The 17701-nt window shown below is 45.7% G+C and carries 15 protein-coding genes and 2 pseudogenes; 3 read left to right on the top strand and 14 right to left on the bottom strand.

What is annotated here, in order from left to right:
• Positions 1-351 precede the first annotated feature (351 nt).
• Entirely contained in the window at positions 352-474 is a 123-nt protein-coding gene (locus tag RID09_RS11725; RefSeq protein ID WP_446336125.1) for a hypothetical protein, read from the top strand.
• An 85-nt stretch (positions 475-559) separates the two neighbouring features.
• Here RID09_RS11725 and RID09_RS11730 read toward each other — a convergent pair whose 3' ends face one another.
• Entirely contained in the window at positions 560-1777 is a 1218-nt protein-coding gene (locus RID09_RS11730; RefSeq protein WP_446336126.1) for a PspA/IM30 family protein, read from the bottom strand.
• Between the two features lie 271 nt (positions 1778-2048).
• Between RID09_RS11730 and RID09_RS11735 the strand changes: the two genes are divergently transcribed.
• Together RID09_RS11735 and glgB are read left to right on the top strand one after the other, a co-directional pair.
• The gene (locus tag RID09_RS11735; protein WP_446336127.1) at positions 2049-2339 is read left to right on the top strand and encodes a hypothetical protein; all 291 of its coding nucleotides are present in this window, start codon (positions 2049-2051) and stop codon (positions 2337-2339) included.
• A 196-nt stretch (positions 2340-2535) separates the two neighbouring features.
• Entirely contained in the window at positions 2536-4821 is a 2286-nt protein-coding gene (gene glgB, locus RID09_RS11740) for a 1,4-alpha-glucan branching enzyme (protein ID WP_446336128.1), read from the top strand.
• 125 nt (positions 4822-4946) lie between these two features.
• Here the strand turns inward: glgB and RID09_RS11745 are convergent, their stop codons facing one another.
• The 13 genes and pseudogenes from RID09_RS11745 to RID09_RS11805 all read right to left on the bottom strand — a co-directional run.
• On the bottom strand, positions 4947-5240 hold the full coding sequence (locus tag RID09_RS11745) for a hypothetical protein (protein ID WP_446336129.1): 294 nt from the start codon (positions 5238-5240) through the stop codon (positions 4947-4949).
• A gap of 207 nt (positions 5241-5447) precedes the next feature.
• On the bottom strand, positions 5448-5987 hold the full coding sequence (locus RID09_RS11750) for a hypothetical protein (RefSeq protein WP_446336130.1): 540 nt from the start codon (positions 5985-5987) through the stop codon (positions 5448-5450).
• A 224-nt stretch (positions 5988-6211) separates the two neighbouring features.
• On the bottom strand, positions 6212-7375 hold the full coding sequence (locus RID09_RS11755) for an alpha/beta hydrolase (RefSeq protein ID WP_446336131.1): 1164 nt from the start codon (positions 7373-7375) through the stop codon (positions 6212-6214).
• 241 nt (positions 7376-7616) lie between these two features.
• Positions 7617-8699 carry a DUF2235 domain-containing protein gene (locus tag RID09_RS11760; RefSeq protein WP_446336132.1) on the bottom strand — a complete coding sequence of 361 codons (1083 nt, stop codon included), beginning with the start codon at positions 8697-8699 and terminating at the stop codon, positions 7617-7619.
• 68 nt (positions 8700-8767) lie between these two features.
• The gene (locus RID09_RS11765; protein ID WP_446336139.1) at positions 8768-9073 is read right to left on the bottom strand and encodes an FG-GAP repeat protein; all 306 of its coding nucleotides are present in this window, start codon (positions 9071-9073) and stop codon (positions 8768-8770) included.
• Positions 9074-9100: 27 nt separating this feature from the next.
• Positions 9101-9394: pseudogene (locus tag RID09_RS11770) on the bottom strand (FG-GAP repeat protein); the annotation flags it as partial.
• Positions 9395-9418: 24 nt separating this feature from the next.
• Positions 9419-10843, bottom strand: a complete 1425-nt coding sequence (locus tag RID09_RS11775) for an interleukin-like EMT inducer domain-containing protein (protein WP_446336133.1) — start codon at positions 10841-10843, stop codon at positions 9419-9421.
• Positions 10844-11151: 308 nt separating this feature from the next.
• The gene (locus RID09_RS11780; protein WP_446336134.1) at positions 11152-12222 is read right to left on the bottom strand and encodes a hypothetical protein; all 1071 of its coding nucleotides are present in this window, start codon (positions 12220-12222) and stop codon (positions 11152-11154) included.
• A complete protein-coding gene (locus RID09_RS11785) occupies positions 12219-13853 on the bottom strand; it encodes a hypothetical protein (RefSeq protein WP_446336135.1) in 1635 nt (544 codons plus the stop codon). The genes RID09_RS11780 and RID09_RS11785 overlap by 4 nt, the downstream gene beginning before the upstream one ends.
• A gap of 207 nt (positions 13854-14060) precedes the next feature.
• A complete protein-coding gene (locus RID09_RS11790; protein ID WP_446336136.1) occupies positions 14061-15041 on the bottom strand; it encodes a hypothetical protein in 981 nt (326 codons plus the stop codon).
• Between the two features lie 145 nt (positions 15042-15186).
• Positions 15187-16545: a polyprenyl synthetase family protein gene (locus RID09_RS11795; protein WP_446336137.1), complete on the bottom strand. Its 1359-nt coding sequence runs from the start codon at positions 16543-16545 to the stop codon at positions 15187-15189.
• 128 nt (positions 16546-16673) lie between these two features.
• Positions 16674-17525 (bottom strand): interleukin-like EMT inducer domain-containing protein, encoded by an 852-nt coding sequence (locus RID09_RS11800; RefSeq protein ID WP_446336138.1) that lies wholly within the window; start codon positions 17523-17525, stop codon positions 16674-16676.
• 8 nt (positions 17526-17533) lie between these two features.
• A pseudogene (locus RID09_RS11805) lies at positions 17534-17701 on the bottom strand (RNA-guided endonuclease InsQ/TnpB family protein); the annotation flags it as partial.

A 17701-nucleotide genomic window follows, 5' to 3' on the forward strand; every position in this document is an offset into this window, starting at 1 on the left:
TCCCCACTCAGTTAGTTCTCTCCGTGCCGGAGCAAAAGGGGCAAGCCTTCGCCTCTGCCAAACTGCTGTACTCGACTCATAGCCAAAACGAGGCGAAGCCTTCCCCCTTCATCGGATTTCCACGACCCCTGAATCCTTACAGATAATCAGTACAAAACTTTTGAGCTGATTCGTCAGGAATGGTTAGCCGCATTCTCCTACTATACCAACATTCCAGAAGCTGAACTACAAAAGGCAGCTAATCCCATTTTAGATGACCTGATTGAGGGATGTGAAGAAGCGCTACAGAGTGAGATTGAGAGAGGGAGACTCGCGGCGCATGAGGCAAAATCAGCATTCCGTCATCAAATCGTGCGGGATGAACTGGCGGCAATTCAAAAGACGCTTAACCTATTAACAGCGCCACAAAAACCCGATATTAAAGCGATTCTAACCTTTGAGGAAAACTATCGTAAGCACGTTGGTGTGGCATAATTCGATTAGTAAAGCCACCTAGCTTTTTTCAATAATTTTCTTTATTGCTCAGTTTCGGATTATATCTGGGTTGATTTTTTTTAGTCTAAACTCCAGTATTTAGTGATTCAATGAACCTGTAATATAAAATCATAAACTTTTTAACTTTAGGTTTAATCTTTTTTAGCTTGATCTTAATTTCCTCTACTAAAGGTGTTTGTTTATCATTAAAAATTTGATTTTCAAATTTCTTCAAATCCAGTTTAATTTCCTCCATTAAAACTGTTTGTTTATCAAGCTTAGCCTTCAAAATACTAGCGATTTTAATGACACTATTCTTACGGATGAGTAACTCACGCGCCCAATCTTCATCTCCCTTTTGCACTGCAAGCTTAGCTCGTTCTTGACATCTGATTGCTACCCTTTGGATTTGGCGATAGTGTAGTTGATTAAATTTTTGAGCAACAATCATCTCAATTGCCTGATAAAATAATGCACTATCATCTACTTGACGTAACTGCCTAATTAGCTGATCCAAACTTGCCAAATCTTTTTGTTGCTCTAGAATTAATCGATATAAGAGCTTAAATTTTCCGTTGTTCAGTTCCTCCTTCCAACAAATTAATATAGCTATCGCCTGCAAACGAGCTGGCAAACGAACATCTATCTGCAAGATGGTTTCTTTTATTTTATGAGCAGTCTGGTTTTGAAGCTTGGTTGCGAGCGCTTCTTCCCTGGGAGGGTAAAGGAATTGCAACAGCATCATTCGATCTGCTAAGTAAGCTTCCCTACGCAAAACGTTTTCTTCCATTACCTGGAAGGCAAGCTTTATACGGCTATCATCTAGCCGACTAATAGTATTATGGATCTGCTCGTTAGCCTTTGCGATCATACTCTGTGTCTTAAGTAAGTCCTTCTTCGTCTTGGCTTCAGAAATTTTAATGTCTAGAGCAATTAGCTGGCGATTAAGGTTATCTACCAGGGCAGTTTGCTCATCAAGCTGGGCTTTCAATATAGTAGCCATTTCATGTGCGGAGTTTGCTCCACTTTGGACTTGATTGTATTGTAGGTGGATGCGTTTTTGAGTTGCACTAGCTCTAGTAACAGCTTGACGTAGCTGTATCCGATCTTCTTGCATCTCAATAATGGACTGTTCTCGTATTATTTCTGGATCTTCAGTTTGCCCTACAGTTTTATTAAAATAGGTTATAATCAGCAAATCAATGCCTCCTAAAAGTCCTACTACTCTATCAGTCAATCCGGTAAGATTGATTTGAACAAACCGTTGGATCTGCCCAAATAGTTTAGCCACTCCATTTTTCATTGGTCTTTCCTCAACTTAATGAATGATTTTGAGGCATTAATTATACGGAATTTACCCAGTAACAAAAAAAATCGAGCTTTTAGAGTAAGCTGGCTAAAAGTTCGCGTCCCGTTAAAACGGGTTCAAAGACACCTGCTGAGGAGTTCAAATTCCGGGCAATTTAGTTCGAGTCTATTAAAATGGACTAAAATTATTATTCAGTCAGCTTTAGCTGACTTGAGCTTTTAGCCTTGGGTTTGAACCCAAGGCGATCCAACTTTAGCTTACAAGCATGGAAAAAGGTATAGTTTTTAGTATCTGGCTGGGATTAATGGGTTGGGTGGCTCAACCGAGTTTGGCGTTACCTCCCCCAGATGACCTACCCGAAGAGGTGTTGAGAACCGAGATTATCACGGAGGCGCGATCGCCTATCGATGGGGAACTGCTTACAGCCGCAGAATACGCCCAACTTAAAGCTGAATTAGCCCAGCGATCAACCCCCCCGGAACTCGATCCTGAGATCCAGCACAATGTTTTTGTGCTGCAACTGCTTGATCTGTGGCGGACAGTCACACCGTTTTAGCCGAAGCAAAAAACGCCGGAAGCCGCACCCTGTCCTCAAGGATAGCCCTGGATCGGTTACCAAACCGAGCAAATATAACTCTTGCTTATACCCCAAGTTTTCCCAAATGTGTAGAAAAAATCAAAAAAGTATATAAATATTAAAGTTATTTAAGACCCACCTTTCATTCACTGAAGTAGATAGCTTGATGTTTCCCATGATTGCTCCTGAACAAATTGACCGAATTGTCTGGAATCAACATCACGACCCCTTTGAAATACTGGGTCCACACCAATTAGAACAGGATGGAAAGACCATCTGGACAGTGCGGGTGTATTTCCCTAATGCTGACGCCGTGTGGGTTGTGCTTCCAGAACAACGCCAAGACTATCCGATGCAATCGGTGCATCATCCTCACTTTTTTGAATGCCAGATCGATATAAAGGAACTGGCAAACTACCAGTTACGCCTCAAAGAAGGCGAACACGAGCGAGTTATCTACGATCCCTACGCCTTCCGTTCGCCGCGCTTAACCGAATTTGATCGGCATCTATTTGCCGAAGGGAATCATCATCGCATCTACGAGAAACTAGGAGCCCATCCCACGGAAATAGATGGAGTTCAGGGTGTCTACTTTGCCGTTTGGGCTCCGAATGCTCGCAACGCTTCGGTTTTAGGCGATTTTAACCACTGGGATGGGCGCAAGCACCAAATGCGGAAGGGTGACACGGGCATTTGGGAACTATTTATCCCGGAAGTGGCAGTGGGAGACCCTTACAAGTACGAAATCAAAAACTATGATGGGCATATTTACGAAAAATCTGACCCTTATGGTTTCCACCAAGAAATCCGCCCCAAAACCGCCTCGATTGTTGCCGATCTTGATGCCTACACCTGGAATGATCAGGAATGGATGGAGCAGCGCCGCCATACCGATACGCTGACTCAGCCAATTTCTATCTATGAAATGCATTTAGGCTCTTGGCTGCATGGTTCTTCAGCCGAACCCCCCATTGGAGCGGATGGGAAGCCTGAACCCGTGGTTCTGGTGTCTGATCTCAAACCCGGAGCGCGATTTCTTACCTATCGGGAATTGGCGGATCGCTTAATTCCTTATGTTAAAGAGCTGGGATTTACGCATATTGAGCTACTCCCCGTCGCCGAGCATCCCTTTGACGGCTCTTGGGGCTATCAGGTTACAGGATACTATGCCTGCACCTCTCGCTATGGGACACCCGACGATTTAATGTATTTCGTGGATCAGTGTCACCAGAATGGGATTGGGGTGATTGTGGACTGGGTACCGGGTCATTTCCCCAAAGATGGTCACGGTTTGGCATTCTTTGATGGGACTCACCTGTATGAACATGCTGACCCCCGCAAGGGTGAACATAAAGAGTGGGGAACCTTAGTTTTCAACTATAACCGCAACGAAGTCCGTAACTTCCTGGTGTCCAACGCCTTATTCTGGTTTGACAAATACCACATTGATGGGATTCGCGTGGATGCTGTCGCCTCAATGCTTTACCTGGACTATTGCCGAAAACCAGGAGAATGGGTAACCAACCAGTATGGGGGGAGAGAACATATTGAAGCCGCCGATTTCCTGCGACAGGCGAATCATGTGATCTTTAGCTATTTTCCTGGTATCCTCTCCATTGCTGAAGAGTCAACGGATTGGCCCATGGTATCTTGGCCCACGTATGTTGGCGGATTGGGCTTTAATTTGAAGTGGAACATGGGTTGGATGCACGACATGCTGGATTATTTCCACATGGACCCCTGGTTCCGCCAGTTCCACCAGAATAATATCACCTTCAGTATGTGGTATCACCATGCTGAAAACTACATGCTGGCGCTGTCTCACGATGAGATTGTTCATGGTAAGAGCAACATGATGGGCAAAATGCCTGGGGATGAGTGGCAAAAATTTGCCAATATCCGTTGCTTATTTACCTATATGTTCACTCATCCCGGCAAGAAAACTCTGTTTATGAGCATGGAGTTTGGTCAGTGGAGTGAGTGGAATGTCTGGGGCGATTTAGAATGGCATTTACTGCAATACGAACCCCATCAGCAATTGAAGCTGTTTATGGCTGATCTGAATCAAGTCTATCGGCGAGAATCTGCCCTCTATACCCAAGATTATGCCGAAGCGGGGTTTGAATGGATTGATTGTAGTGACAATCGCCATAGCGTGGTGGCATTTATCCGCCGTGCTAAGGATTCTGAAGAGTTTGTTGTCACGGTTTGCAATTTCACACCCCAGCCCCATAGCCATTATCGGATCGGGGTTCCAGAAATGGGCTTTTACACAGAGCTGTTTAACAGTGATGCTCGCGAGTATGGTGGGAGTAATATGGGGAATTTAGGCGGTAAGTGGACGGATGAATGGTGGTTCCACAATCAACCCTATTCTCTGGACTTGTGCTTACCTCCCCTGGGTGTGTTGATTCTCAAGCTCAACCGGGAGAAGACAGCCACCGCCCTGCGATCGGAGTAGTTTTAAGTCTACCATTTTAGAGTCTCCCGTCATCTTTAACGTAACGGGAGACTAATTGCACCATAACTAGGTTGCCCAAGGCGATTTAACCGAGTATAGGAAATCATTGGTTACAATGGTTGGAGTTAGTGGTCGTTGAGATGCTGATAGCTATAGAAGGCGTAGGTATCAAATAAGGCTGCCACAAAGCTACAGGTCAAGCTAATCACGACCAAACCCTCTACAGCACAGCCGCTGCCGAAAATCGCCAGAAACTGCAACAAGTCGTTTGCGCCTGTTTGACCGAGAGTTCCCAAGCCAGGAACCCAGCTCAGGGTACACAGAAAGGCGAAAAATGCCAAGAAGAGTACAACGGGAGCAATAAAGCTGAGCAGGGTGGTTAAAGCAAGGGAACGAATCAGTGTAGGTAGAGTAGTCATAAAATAGTTAGCTCGTTATGGCAACTGAGTGAACAGATAGTTAGTATCGCCCTTAATCGGCGCTCTCTATATCACAATAGGCGCGATCGCCACGAATAACGAAAATTGTCAGAAATCTTAAATCTTCATTAAGAATCTTGGTAAAACTCCGTAAATTTTACCAAGCAGGCGACAACAAATTAAAATATATCGCCCTTTCGGGTGAAGTCAATCGACTTCAATGTTAAGTACATCGGCGGGTATCTGGTTGATCAGATAACCACGGGATGGTTTTTGTTGATCAAGCGAGCGACAAGGGGGAGGAGAGGGGAGACGGAACCAGACGTGATCAAACTCGTTCCAGAGACGTTGCAACTGTAGATTAATCGCACTGTCGGCTAAAATCCCCATGACTACCTGATTGATACCCAGTAAGTCGGGTAAATCACCCCGGACATAAATTTTGCCACTTATTACAGCCGCATCCAATGTCACAGAGCCAGTAATGATATCTCTGAGGGTTTCAGCATCACTGCAAAAATGAACGGGTTGGGGTTCCGCTAGGGATTCGATGTGAACCTGTAACTGCTCATTTTCTTGAGCCCACAGTCGCAACTGAGTTCCATCTAGCTCAATCACAGCCGTTTTGCCAGAAACAGTCTGAACCAACCTGCGCCAAGTCGAACCTCCTTGGCTCCGAAGGATGTCCACCAAGCGATATAACCATTGAGCCAACTGTTCATTAGGTTGGCTGGATGTATAAACCATAGAAAGTTTTGAGTTTTGAGTTTTGATTGGGGTTGAGGAAGTATTCCAGAGGTATCATGGCGCTTGTGTAGGGGCTCTTTTGACTATTATCGTTTTTTACCTCGCCTAGATGGGACTAAACCCGCCCAATTTGATGGAATAGATTTTACAGGTTTAATGGGCGCAAGACGAGGCGCCCCGACAATTTCTGCACTAATCCATCAAGCTAGCTGTGTCTCACCACGTTACGAATAAGTCGGAATCGGCGGTAAATCCGGTGCTTCCTCAAGGTTGCTCATATTATCCGCATCAACCTCACCTGTCGTGAGGAAGCGGAAGGTTTCCTGATATAAACTCTTCCAGAAACGATTCGTCATCCCCTGACTTACTTCTGTCGGATCTACCATAGGATGAGGTACAAGGTCACTCGCAGGATAGAGATAGTAGCAGTGTCCCTTGCCTTTCCCACCCAACTGCTCAAAGAATCTTTGGTTGGTTTTAAGATCAGCCGCGTCTTCGTTCTCCGTTAATACCAAAAATGTGGGAATTTTCTCTAAGGTTTTTCGATTTTTATCACTACGAACAAAGGCACCAAAACGGTTAGCAGCCGTTAAACATCCTACAGGAAAAGTAATATTGTTTTCCCAAGAAAATTCTTTCAAGTCCAAGGGACCTGTGAGGTTAATGTAACGCTCATTAATTTCATTAGACACTTCCAAAAGTGGAGCATAAGCCACCACATTTTTAATCCGGTCAGGTCGAGACGCCGCCAGCCCTAGGGCAACTGCACCACCAACAGAGAGTCCCACCGTATAAATCGGTCCTGGCATCGCATCCAGTTCTGCCAGACGTTCCTGTGCATCTGTCAAATACTGTAGATGGGACGACGTGAAATAGCGATCAAAATCGGGGTCATTGGGTCGCTCAATTGCCAATGCCATATCCAATAACTGAGGTGCCATTTTTATGATCCGACCAATCAGCGCCATCTTCTGAAACGTTGTCAATCGCTGAAATTGCCCTTGGGATTTATAATCACGATTAGACAAGAAAAGGTCTAAAACGGCATCTTTTCGGGCTTCTTCACGGAGGGGATCACGAAATTTCGGCTTGAGGTCAACTTGGGGCCAATAACTATCAGGTGGTACAAACCCATGACCAGCCAAGGGAATTTGATAGATATTGAACCCGTTGCGAAAGAGGTAATCACCCACAAGAAACATTTGCATCGGTTTAGCTGAGAAGCCATGAAAGATCATGACTGTTCCGCGAATTGATTCTCCCGGTTCATGCATCTGATAAAAGGGAGCGACTCCTTCGCGTTTGTCTGGGTGGCATATCCAGGAAATGTAGTAGTTTTCAATCGCTTTTTTTGTTTGAGCGATTTGATCAGCCGTTGGATTAATCATGGTGTTTGAGTTTGTTGTCATAGCTTAGAGATTTTGACCTTTCATGACCGTCGAGGGCATGGTGAGTGATTGTGTAGGGGCGGGTTTCACTATTATCGTTTTGTACCTCACAAAAGATGTGACTTAACCCGCCCAGACTGAGTTTTGAATTCACCAGAGAATTGTTTTATCGGGTATGGCGGTTCTCAATTTTTGGGGAATACATGGATTCATGTCACCCAGCGGGAATCTACTGGAGCGTCTATATCCCTTCGTCTTTATCTAATAGAGATTTAAATTTTGCCAGATTTGAAGGTCGGTAATCCAAGACTTTTTGCCAACGTTGTTTAACACTCTCATGCAGATCATCAAAGTCATCACTAACTTCGCGCATCTTGCGTCCAGTTTTGAAGGTTAACCGACCAATAAGAGTCTGCGGTTCAGCGCTAAACTTGATAGTTGGGTCAGGATGAATGCCATATTCGATAACCGTTGGATCAAGTTCGATCCCAAGACGCTGTTGCTGGCGCAATTGCTCAATGGAGTCAATCATCCACTGCAATGCTCCATCCGAGAAACCACTCTGTTCCATAGTCCCACCGCCAACCGCTCCATGACCACCCGGAAACCACACTTGACGCAGGAATTGATCAACAGACTCACCTTTATATTCATTCCTGCGGCTTATCTCCATGGGTGTAACGTCGAAAACCTGACGCTGCTCATCAATGGCAACAGCGTGTAGCGCATTCTTAATAATAGGACTCAACGAAGTGTCGTGGAATGCGTATTTTTGGTTAATCTTTTGGTCTAAGGAGAAAAAAGTCCATATATTAGGGATTCCTAGAGAACCGACTGTGTCCCAGCAGCCAAGAAGCGTAATCGGAACTTGCTCTGCATTATTTTCCTGGCGGAACTGTTCCATCTTATCGGAATCGGGTTTATCTTCACTTTTACGGGAGCGATATCTCTGGTAAGCTTCAGGAGCTTGGCGAATCTTGTCACGCGGTAATAGTCCTGAGTTAAAGATCATTCCAGCTAAGCTACGAACCGTATAAGCGCCGCGACTGAAACCGAACAAATATATTTCGTCCCCGGGTTCGTAGTTTAAGCAAAGAAAGCGATAGCAGTCTTGTATATTTTGATCAATTCCTTTGCCAAAAGCTCCACCAAAAATCTTGGCAATTGGGTTCTCTGTACCAATTCCCTCATTGTAAAAGACGAGCTGGGGAATATTTAAAGAGCAAGTGGATTTAACCCCCTGGGCAATCTTAACCACATTAGTTGGACAAGGACTCGCTAACTGTTGCCAGGTTCCGTCACAACAAATAACCAGACGCTTCATTGATTGTTTCTACTCCTAAAAAAAATGGATTGGCATAAACGGTAGATTCTCTCTTCATTTCACGTTTACTATGGACATGCTATATAAGCGCTGCCAGCATAAGGACGCCCTTGAGCATCAGCATTATGCGCCCCAGTAATCACGACTCCTTTACTCAGAGCAACGGCATAACCAAAACAGTCTTTTGGTTGCGCCTCAGGGGAGTATAACTTCTGTTTTTGTTGCCATACTCCGTTTTCTAACTGGAAAATATAGACGCTTCCTGCATCGGAAGTCCCGACGACAGCAACTTGTCCCTGAATCGCGACGGAACATCCAAAGCCATCGCGACGCTGTAAGTCAGCAGGTTGCAGCTTCTGTTTTTGTTGCCACACCCCGTTTTCGCGTTGGAAAATGTAGGCAGCGCCAGTATCGGGACAGCTTTGAGCATCGACACCATAAGCACCCACAATAGCGACTTCGCCACTAATCGCGATCGCGTTGCCGAAGTTATCGCCATACTGTAAGTCAGTCGGTTGCAGCTTCTGTTTTTGTTGCCATACCCCGTTTTCTAACTGAAAAATATAGGCACTCCCCGCATATTGATGGCTATCCGCCTGAGCAAGACGCGCCCCAATGATCGCGGTTTCCCCACTGATCGCAACAGCACCACCAAAACCATCACCGCGCTTTAAATCATCAGGTTGCAGCTTCTGTTTTTGTTGCCATACTCCGTTTTCTCACTGAAAAATATAGGTACTCCCTGCATCGGGACGACTTTCTGCGTCTACCGTATAGGCACCGACGATCACAATGTTTTCACAAATCGCCACAGAACTACCGAAGCAGTCATTTCCCTGTAAATCGGCGGGTTGGAGTTTCTGTTTTTGTTGCCATACCCCGTTTTCAGATTGGAAAATATAGGCGCTCCCGGCATTCGGACGATCTGGCGCATCGGCAAAATAGGCACCCACGATCGCGACATTTCCATGAATGGCAACAGCATTACCGAAGACATCTTGACGCCCAAACCCAGGCGGTTGGAGTTTCTGTTTTTGAATCCACACTCCGTTTGTGTGTTGGAAAATATAGGCATTGCCCACAGCCGGACAACCATCAACTTGAGCCAAACGCGCCCCAATAATGGCGGTATCTCCACTCATGGCAATAGCACTGCCAAAGATACCTTTTTCGCGTAAATCAGCAGGTTGTAGCTTTTGTTTGGGCTGCCATGTTGGGCAGGGTATGACTAAAGGCATCCAGGCTTTGACGGAGGTGAACCCAGAATTATTCAGATTTTCAATCACTGCATCCGGAGAAGCGCCTTTATAGCCGACAATTGACCAAGCCCCCCGAAATTGCAATCCATCAATGAGACGGCTACCGATCGCGCGACAGGCTTGTTTGGCACGCTCTGAGAGATTAACAAAGGCATCATCTTTGAGTGCGATCGCGACAATCTTCCCATCCGGTATCCCTTCAATCTGCTGGGCAAAGGCGTCAGCAACAGAAGCGTCAGCAAATAAGTCAAAGGATCGACTCAACACCGGCTTGCCAGTAGCGGGTTCAAACACCACCAAATTTAACCCTCGCTGATATCCTGCCTGAATCGGGATAATGTTTCCATTACGGCTAATATGAGCCAAAAAGCCGTACTCTCCACCTGCCGATGTGGCTGAAATCGTCGCCGTGTCCGCGAAAATCGAGGGTAGCGTAAAGGAACGAGAACAGGTTACTCCATGCTCATCCGATAAAGCCTCAACCGCCGTTCCCGGTGTCGCTCCCTTTTGACCAATCATCGCCCAAGAACTGCGAAATTGGAGATAGTACACCCAATAAGCACCCAAAGCAGCACAGGCATTTTTAGCCCGCTCATCCAGATAAACAGTCCCCTCATCTTTCAGCGCGATCGCGACAATCCGACCAACAGGCAGATTCTCCACCCATTCAGCAAAGGCGATCGCACAACTGGGATTGCCAAAGGTATCAAAGGTGGCGCTACCCAGCTTTTGACCGGTCACTTCATGGATAACCGCCACATTCAGTCCGCGATTGTAGGGTTCAAACCCGAATTCTTCGTCGTTTACGGTAATCCGAGCCGAATTTCCCTGGTCATAAGCCGCCGACTGGACAGTGATATGGAGATGGGCTTCGTTATGGTTCATTGTTTCCTTCTTCCTTCACCCGCATCTGAAAAGATCTGTTCAACAATACCATTAGCCGAATTGATTCCTTACTTTAGAGACGTAGCATGCTACGTCTCTACACCTCAACCCAAAACGTCACCTCGTCTGCGGCTGATGCTTGAGTGCCTCAAGCACTGTCGGGGGAACTTCCAAATAGGTGTACGAATTGTTACGATCCCTTGACACCAAGAACAGCGTATCGCTGTCGGTGGGGATATTGGTTGTTACTCGTACCCCCTTGGCGCTTTAATGTGCCAGAAACGCCAGAAGCGAAGACACACGACAAACTAATGAACATATTCTCCATACATTAATCCCCTTGCTTGTAAAGTTTCACCTTGAAGGACTAGAGTCATTTCTACAGAACCTGTCACTTCCTCAATAAAGGTATATTGGCGACTCTGATTATCTGGTACAATTAACTCACTTGTTGCCTCAAATGCCATGGTTAGTGACAATTGATCGTGGTCATCAGCGGCTTTAACCTGTAAACTTTGGGGCATACTTAAGGTGCGGTCAGCAAAGAGTGATGCCATGATTCCAGGTAGACGTAAAGGCAAACTAGCAGAAGCAGACCAATCCCAATCAATCTGTAAGGTAGAACCCAAAAATACCTTACGCAATCGAGTACCGGAATAGATAAAAATATAGGGTAAGCCACTGATTGAATGCTCTTTATTCGTGCGTTTATCTAACACGAGTGTGAAGGATCTGCCTTTCTTGTCAGTAACATAAGCGACGAACCATTCCCAACCAATATCCTCGCCCCAGCGAAAACGACCAAAATTGCGATCGTGATAGCAAAACCAGTCTTGATCAATGGGAAACGATCGCCCACAAACGGATACGTCTCCCGAAACTTTTAATCCTGGGATTAACCCCCAACCAATAAAGCCGCTACCGAATGGTGCATCTTCAGTTACTAATAGGGGCATGGCTGCGGCTTCTCCTTGAACGTTGAGGGAAAGCTGCGCCCTCTCGTCGTGGACTCTGACAACGGAGTTCATGCCGTTGATTTCTAAATTAATCCCCCTACCTTGTAGACGTAATGGGTGACGACATACCATGTTAGGTTGCCATTCTAGGCTAAAGGTTGTGCCAAAGGTTGCCACCGAGGTGTCAGATTCAAGTTCTTTTGGAATTTCGGTGGAGGGCAAATTGGCAATAAAGCTGACTTGCATCTGCCCCTGTTCCGGTTTGCCGATGAGGGTAGCATTGACGAGTAGGCGGATTCCCGTTTTCAGATCCAGCAAAATAAAGTGATACCAATCCTTCCAATCCAGGGGTAAGCCAGGATCTTCTAGGGGAATGCGTAGGGCTTCGACACGGTTAAGCAGGAGTTGTTCGTTGATATTCATCGCGCCAGAGAACCTCCTTCATTGAGAACATCGTCGAAAACGACTGGGGAAACAGGGGTGGGAGTGAGAGGGGGTGGGGCTTGATTTGCGATCGCCTTTACATATCTCGCCATCTTTGGTGACACCTGAATCAGTCCAAAGAGAATACCCACAAACCAGCGTTGGGCATCCATTCCCAGTTCCGTGACGAAGGCTTTTGTTGCCGCATCGGATACAGAAACCGGGTTGTCCATCCCTTTAACGTTTAAGGTATTGGGAACTAATGTCCACAACCATTTTTCGCCGACATGAAGTAATCCCCCTTGCCCCATCTGCACGCCGAGAGAGGAATGATACGCCGCCGCCGCCGATTGACTGATAACCAGCCAACGGGGGGCTTGTGCTGAGGCAAAGGCGAGGACACCGTTCTTGAAGAAACGGGTACGGCTGAGTTGATTGAGTAATTGGCAACCGGATTCAGTGCGGCTATAGGTATCACCCTGTTGTGCCAGCAGGATGAGTAGTTCCACAACCAACCAACGCCCCGGAAGCGCATCGAGTCCGGGTAATCCTGTGGTTAAACTGTAGCTGGCTTGGGTGGCAATTGTATTCTCAATAATAGGTATTGATTCCTGAGTTGCGATCGCACGGAAACTCTTCGCCATTCTAGGTGACACCTGGGCAAGTCCCAAAATCAGTCCAGCAAACCACTCTTCGGCTGAATTTAAGGATTGGGGATTGGGGATTGGGGATTGGGAAGTCAAACTCTGCTCCCTAAGAAGGGCGGGTTTAGTCAAGTTATCGGTTTCTTGGGTAACGTTATCAGTCAAACCCGCCCCTACAAATTGGCTCCTGTGCGCCTGTGCTTCTCCTGCTATTTCGATATCAGTTTCGGCTAAATCCCACAACCACTCTTCCCATAATGAAAGCAGATGCCGTTGTCCAATTTGGGCGGCGAGGAGAGTATTCGCCATGGATAAACTACTCGATATCCAAGCCGGAACTTGGGCGGAGGCAAAGGCATAAACCCCATTTTTAAAGAATTGGGTGCGACTCAGTTGGTTGAGTAACTCATTACCTACAGGTGTCTGGGTATAATCTTTTCCATGTTGGCACAGCCGTGTTAGCAGTTCTGCGATCAACCAACGGGCAGGAATTTTATCTAGATCCATTAATCCCGACATGAGACCAAAGATTCCGGCTGTGGTTGGTTCAGCCGTTCCTAAATAATTTTCCCTGCTGTCCCTCGGAGGCGGAAAGGTCACCATTAAGGGATGGATTACTGGCGTGCTGTTGCTGTTTTCTGTGGTTTCTAAGATTTCCACTTGGATGGGGATGGCGTCTTCTCGCCAACCCGGAAATCTTAACCAAGTTGTCAGGCTTGTTCCTGTCGGCAAATATTCAGGAATTGAAACAGTTAACTGACAGGTCAACTCATACTCTGGAAACAAATAAACATAAGTGGGTTCTAAACGACTAACGATTGGCAAAATATTGCTATCATTGAGAACCCAATCATCTAGAGTCGGACGTAAAAGTACGGCTTCATGAAGCTGATTCCGGATCAATAGCTGTAAAACCAAGTCTGTACCGGAATGAATTTTTAACGTTACTTGGGGCAGGGCAAGGGTTGTTTCTAAGCGCTGACTCATTTAACACCTGTTAGAACGGCGTTTTACTCCGTCCATTTTAATCATTATCTTATGTTTATAAGCTCTTTGGCTTACAAATTTTCGTTAAGTTGAATGACATTGACTTAATCTGAGGAACAACGAACAGGTAGTAGAGAATGTAGTAGAGACGCACCATGGCACGTCTCTACATCAATCAGAAGTCAAAAACAAAGGACAAATAACCCGTTAATCCAGAACCATCCAATCCACAGTGATACACCCTTTGTTATCCCAATACCACCCTGGCTCATCATTCATTTTAAAGATTACTGTTTGACCTGCTTTGAGGCTGAGAGTCTTCGCACTGCTGATTTCTTCAATCACTTCACCACTTCGTTTATCCACAGCAACCAGTGCATAAGGAGTATTGTGAGTATAAGTAACATGACTCAACAGATAGGCTCCTGGCTTTCCGGCGGCGGTAATGTCTAATCCGTCTTTCACTGACCAGATACCAGAAGGGGTCACTTTAATTTTTGCATCGGTATCCATTGGATTATTGAATTCTACCCCTTCTTCAGAAATAGCATGGACTTCCAATTGACCCGACGGAAGTACTTTTTTCTCAAAGGCTTTGTAGGTGACATTATTTTGGGAGAAGTTATAGAAAGCAATTCGCCCTTCACTAAAATCACCGTCAATATCAATTTCTAAACTGCCATTAACTGAGACTTGCAGATTAGTTTTTGTATAAACAAAGTCAAAGGTATTTTCGACATTTTTTTGCCATCCCTTGTTGCCCAGGGTTTTTCCACGCGCCAGTTCAGTGACTTTACCCGTATGACTCCAGAATTCAGATTCATCTTTAGGAATTCCATCGATTAAGGATACCGCTAATCCGGTTTTGGCAAGTTTCCCCCACCGTTTCTGTTGACCTTTCCTCCAATCGACGAGCAGATATTTAGCTGAACTATTGGTGGTGTCTCCAGGGTGGAATCCTAGAGCAAACCCAATAAAATCATCATCACCTGTATTGCCGACGCTTATTTTTCCTGTAACTTTGGTATTAAAAACATTAAATGGGCTGTAAAATAGCGTGGGTTTGCCATTCTTTTTCTGGATCACTTCTTGTCCATTTCGGGATATATCCCATTTGCCTGCACCTTTTTCATAAGATTCTTCTTGCCAGTGGTTTAGATCGACCGTTTCGACTTTAATGTGAGCCATTTTATTTAGTCCTTATAAGTCATCGTGGTTTTCGTTTTTGTTTTTGAAAGCGTCAAGTTTTTCCTAAAACTTCATGAACTTGACAACCCCTCTAAGAATGAGAGTTCTCTTATTCTAATCGAGATTCATTTAATTTCATTCAAGTCTATTTACTTCGATAAATTACATAATTAATCAACTCCTTAAGAAATCGACGGTCATGAACAGGGGATACCCATTGTTCTCCAGGTCGCAGAGGCGTTTCCGGGAACAAGAACTCCAAGGAATCAAAGATTTTAGCCGCTTTTTGGGCGAGCGATCGCGCCACATTCCAGCCGTGTTCAATGCTGCCGCACCGCTGCATTTGCTCCATAATAAAAGCAACATGATCAGGATGTTTTTGGGCGCGGGGTAGAGCGAGAATTTCCCGCATTCTATCAGATTCCTGTTTGCTGTGGGCTAAAACATGGTTCAGCATCAATGTTCGTTTACCTTCGTAGATATCGCCACCAATCTCTTTGCCATAGGACTCCATTTCACCCTGTAAATTTAACAGATCATCTTGGATTTGAAAGGCGATCCCTAAAATCATACCAAACCGGGTTAATCCGGCTAAAGGTTCGACTAAATCCTGAACGCTTGCGGCGGGATGTCCGACAATTAGACCAATTCGACAGGGTGTAATAAATGAATACCAGCAGGTTTTTTTCACGCACATTGTAAAATAATCTTGGTCACTCAGATGGGATGGATTCGTCGCCACCCAGTCCAATTCCATTGCCTGTCCTTCAACAGATTGCCGCGCCATAAACTCAATTTCATGTAATATATTCAGTGCCTTAGATACACCCAGCACTGACAAATTTTCCAGCAGCAATCCTACGGCTAAAACATTCGTCGCATCCCCGACATTAATCGCCCGAGGAATGCCAATCATTTGGTGTAATGTTCCCTTTCCGCGTCTGGACTCGGACTCATCTTCAATGTCATCGTGAATTAAGAACGCATTGTGATATAGTTCTAATGCGGCGGCGGCAGTTAATGCCGAATGTCCCATTCCTCCCACCGCCCGGGCGACACTCATACAAATCGTTGGTCGCAGCATTTTTCCGACTCGAAACGGATAATCACTTAAGAGATCATAGAGGGGAGTATAAGCACCGGAAACTTGGCGCTGGGTTTGAATAAATTCCTCAATTTTGGCAAAAATGGCGTCTCGTGAACCCTGTAAGGCTTCGTTGATAATGGTTTGGTTAAACTTAGAGGATTCTTGGGCGATAAGTTGCTCATTTGCTTCCTGCACCGCTTGTAATTGGGCGAGATCCGATAAGGTTGTAGAAATTGCCTGACGACTTCCTGAGTCAATATCGGATACTGTTGGCGGTGAAGATTGCGGGATAGGAGGTTGAGGTGGTAGAACCTGTCGTGGCGAACCTTTTAGCCGGAAGCGCGGGAATTGTTTTTTGTCATACAATAACAGACTGGAGAAGGTTAAAAATACGAGAAATAATAATAGTCCTAGCATTAATTTTTTCCTTAAGAGTGTCGGTTCACGAATAGTAGGTAGGCGTAAAAAGCCGTCATATATTTGTGCGGGAAAATGAGGATGGCAGATTTCGGAATCGTTGAGGTAACAAGTATTAATTATATGCCTTAGTCTCGGCTAAATAAAATAGTCCCGATGATAACGATAACGACAAGAGCCAGCAGAAGTCCGATAATTATCATTCGTTTCTTGTCCCCTGAACCTGATTCGGGGGATTCTATCGATTGATCTACGGGTTGAGCCACGGATGGAGTGACTGGGGGAGATTCAACCAAGGGAAACCAGGCTTTGACAGAAACTGATCCAAAGTTATGCAGATTTTCGATAACTGCACCCTCAGCAGCGCCTTTGACTCCGACAATCGCCCAAGAACCACGAAATTGAAGACGCTCAAGTTGAGTACTACCAATCAATTTACAGGCGGCTTTGGCGCGATCAGAGAGATTTAGGCTGGCGTCATCTTTAGCCGCGATCGCAACCACCCGACCTTGGGGTATAGTGTCTATCCAGTGGGCAAAGGCATCAGCGTTAGCCGGATCAGCATATAGATCAAAAGATTTACTCTGAAGTAGACGTCCATTGGACTGATCAAAAACGACAACATTTAAACCGCGCTGATATCCTCCCGCCAAAGGAATGAGTTCCCCATTACAGGTAACTTGAGCCATGTTACCCCAATTATTCCCCGCTGATGTCGCGGCTACGACAAAACTAGGGAGATTAACTTTTGTCGCCGTAATCCCACGCGAACAGCTAACAGCCGACTCGTTGGAGAGCTTTTCTTCTGCCGTTCCCAGTGCAGCACCCGTTTGACCAATTATCGCCCAAGAACTGCGAAATTGCAGGTCATCAATCAGGCGACTTCCCAAAGACTCACAAGCTTTTTTGCCCAGATCCGATAAATTAAGACTGGCATCGTCTTTGATAGCAATGGCGACAATTCGACCTAGAGTTGACACTCCCCCGGTTAAAACGCGGGGGATTCTTCCGTCACAGGGAGGCAGAGTTTATCGTCTTCTAGGACGGAACCTTTACCCTCAGAAAGCTTAACCACCGTGTGTCCCACGGCTGTTCTACCTCTAATCTCGACTACTTGAGCGGCGGCAACATCCCGATTAGCCGTATACCCGCAATG

Origin of the sequence: Coleofasciculus sp. G1-WW12-02 (assembly GCF_040219735.1) — a bacterium.
GTDB lineage: Bacteria > Cyanobacteriota > Cyanobacteriia > Cyanobacteriales > Coleofasciculaceae > Coleofasciculus.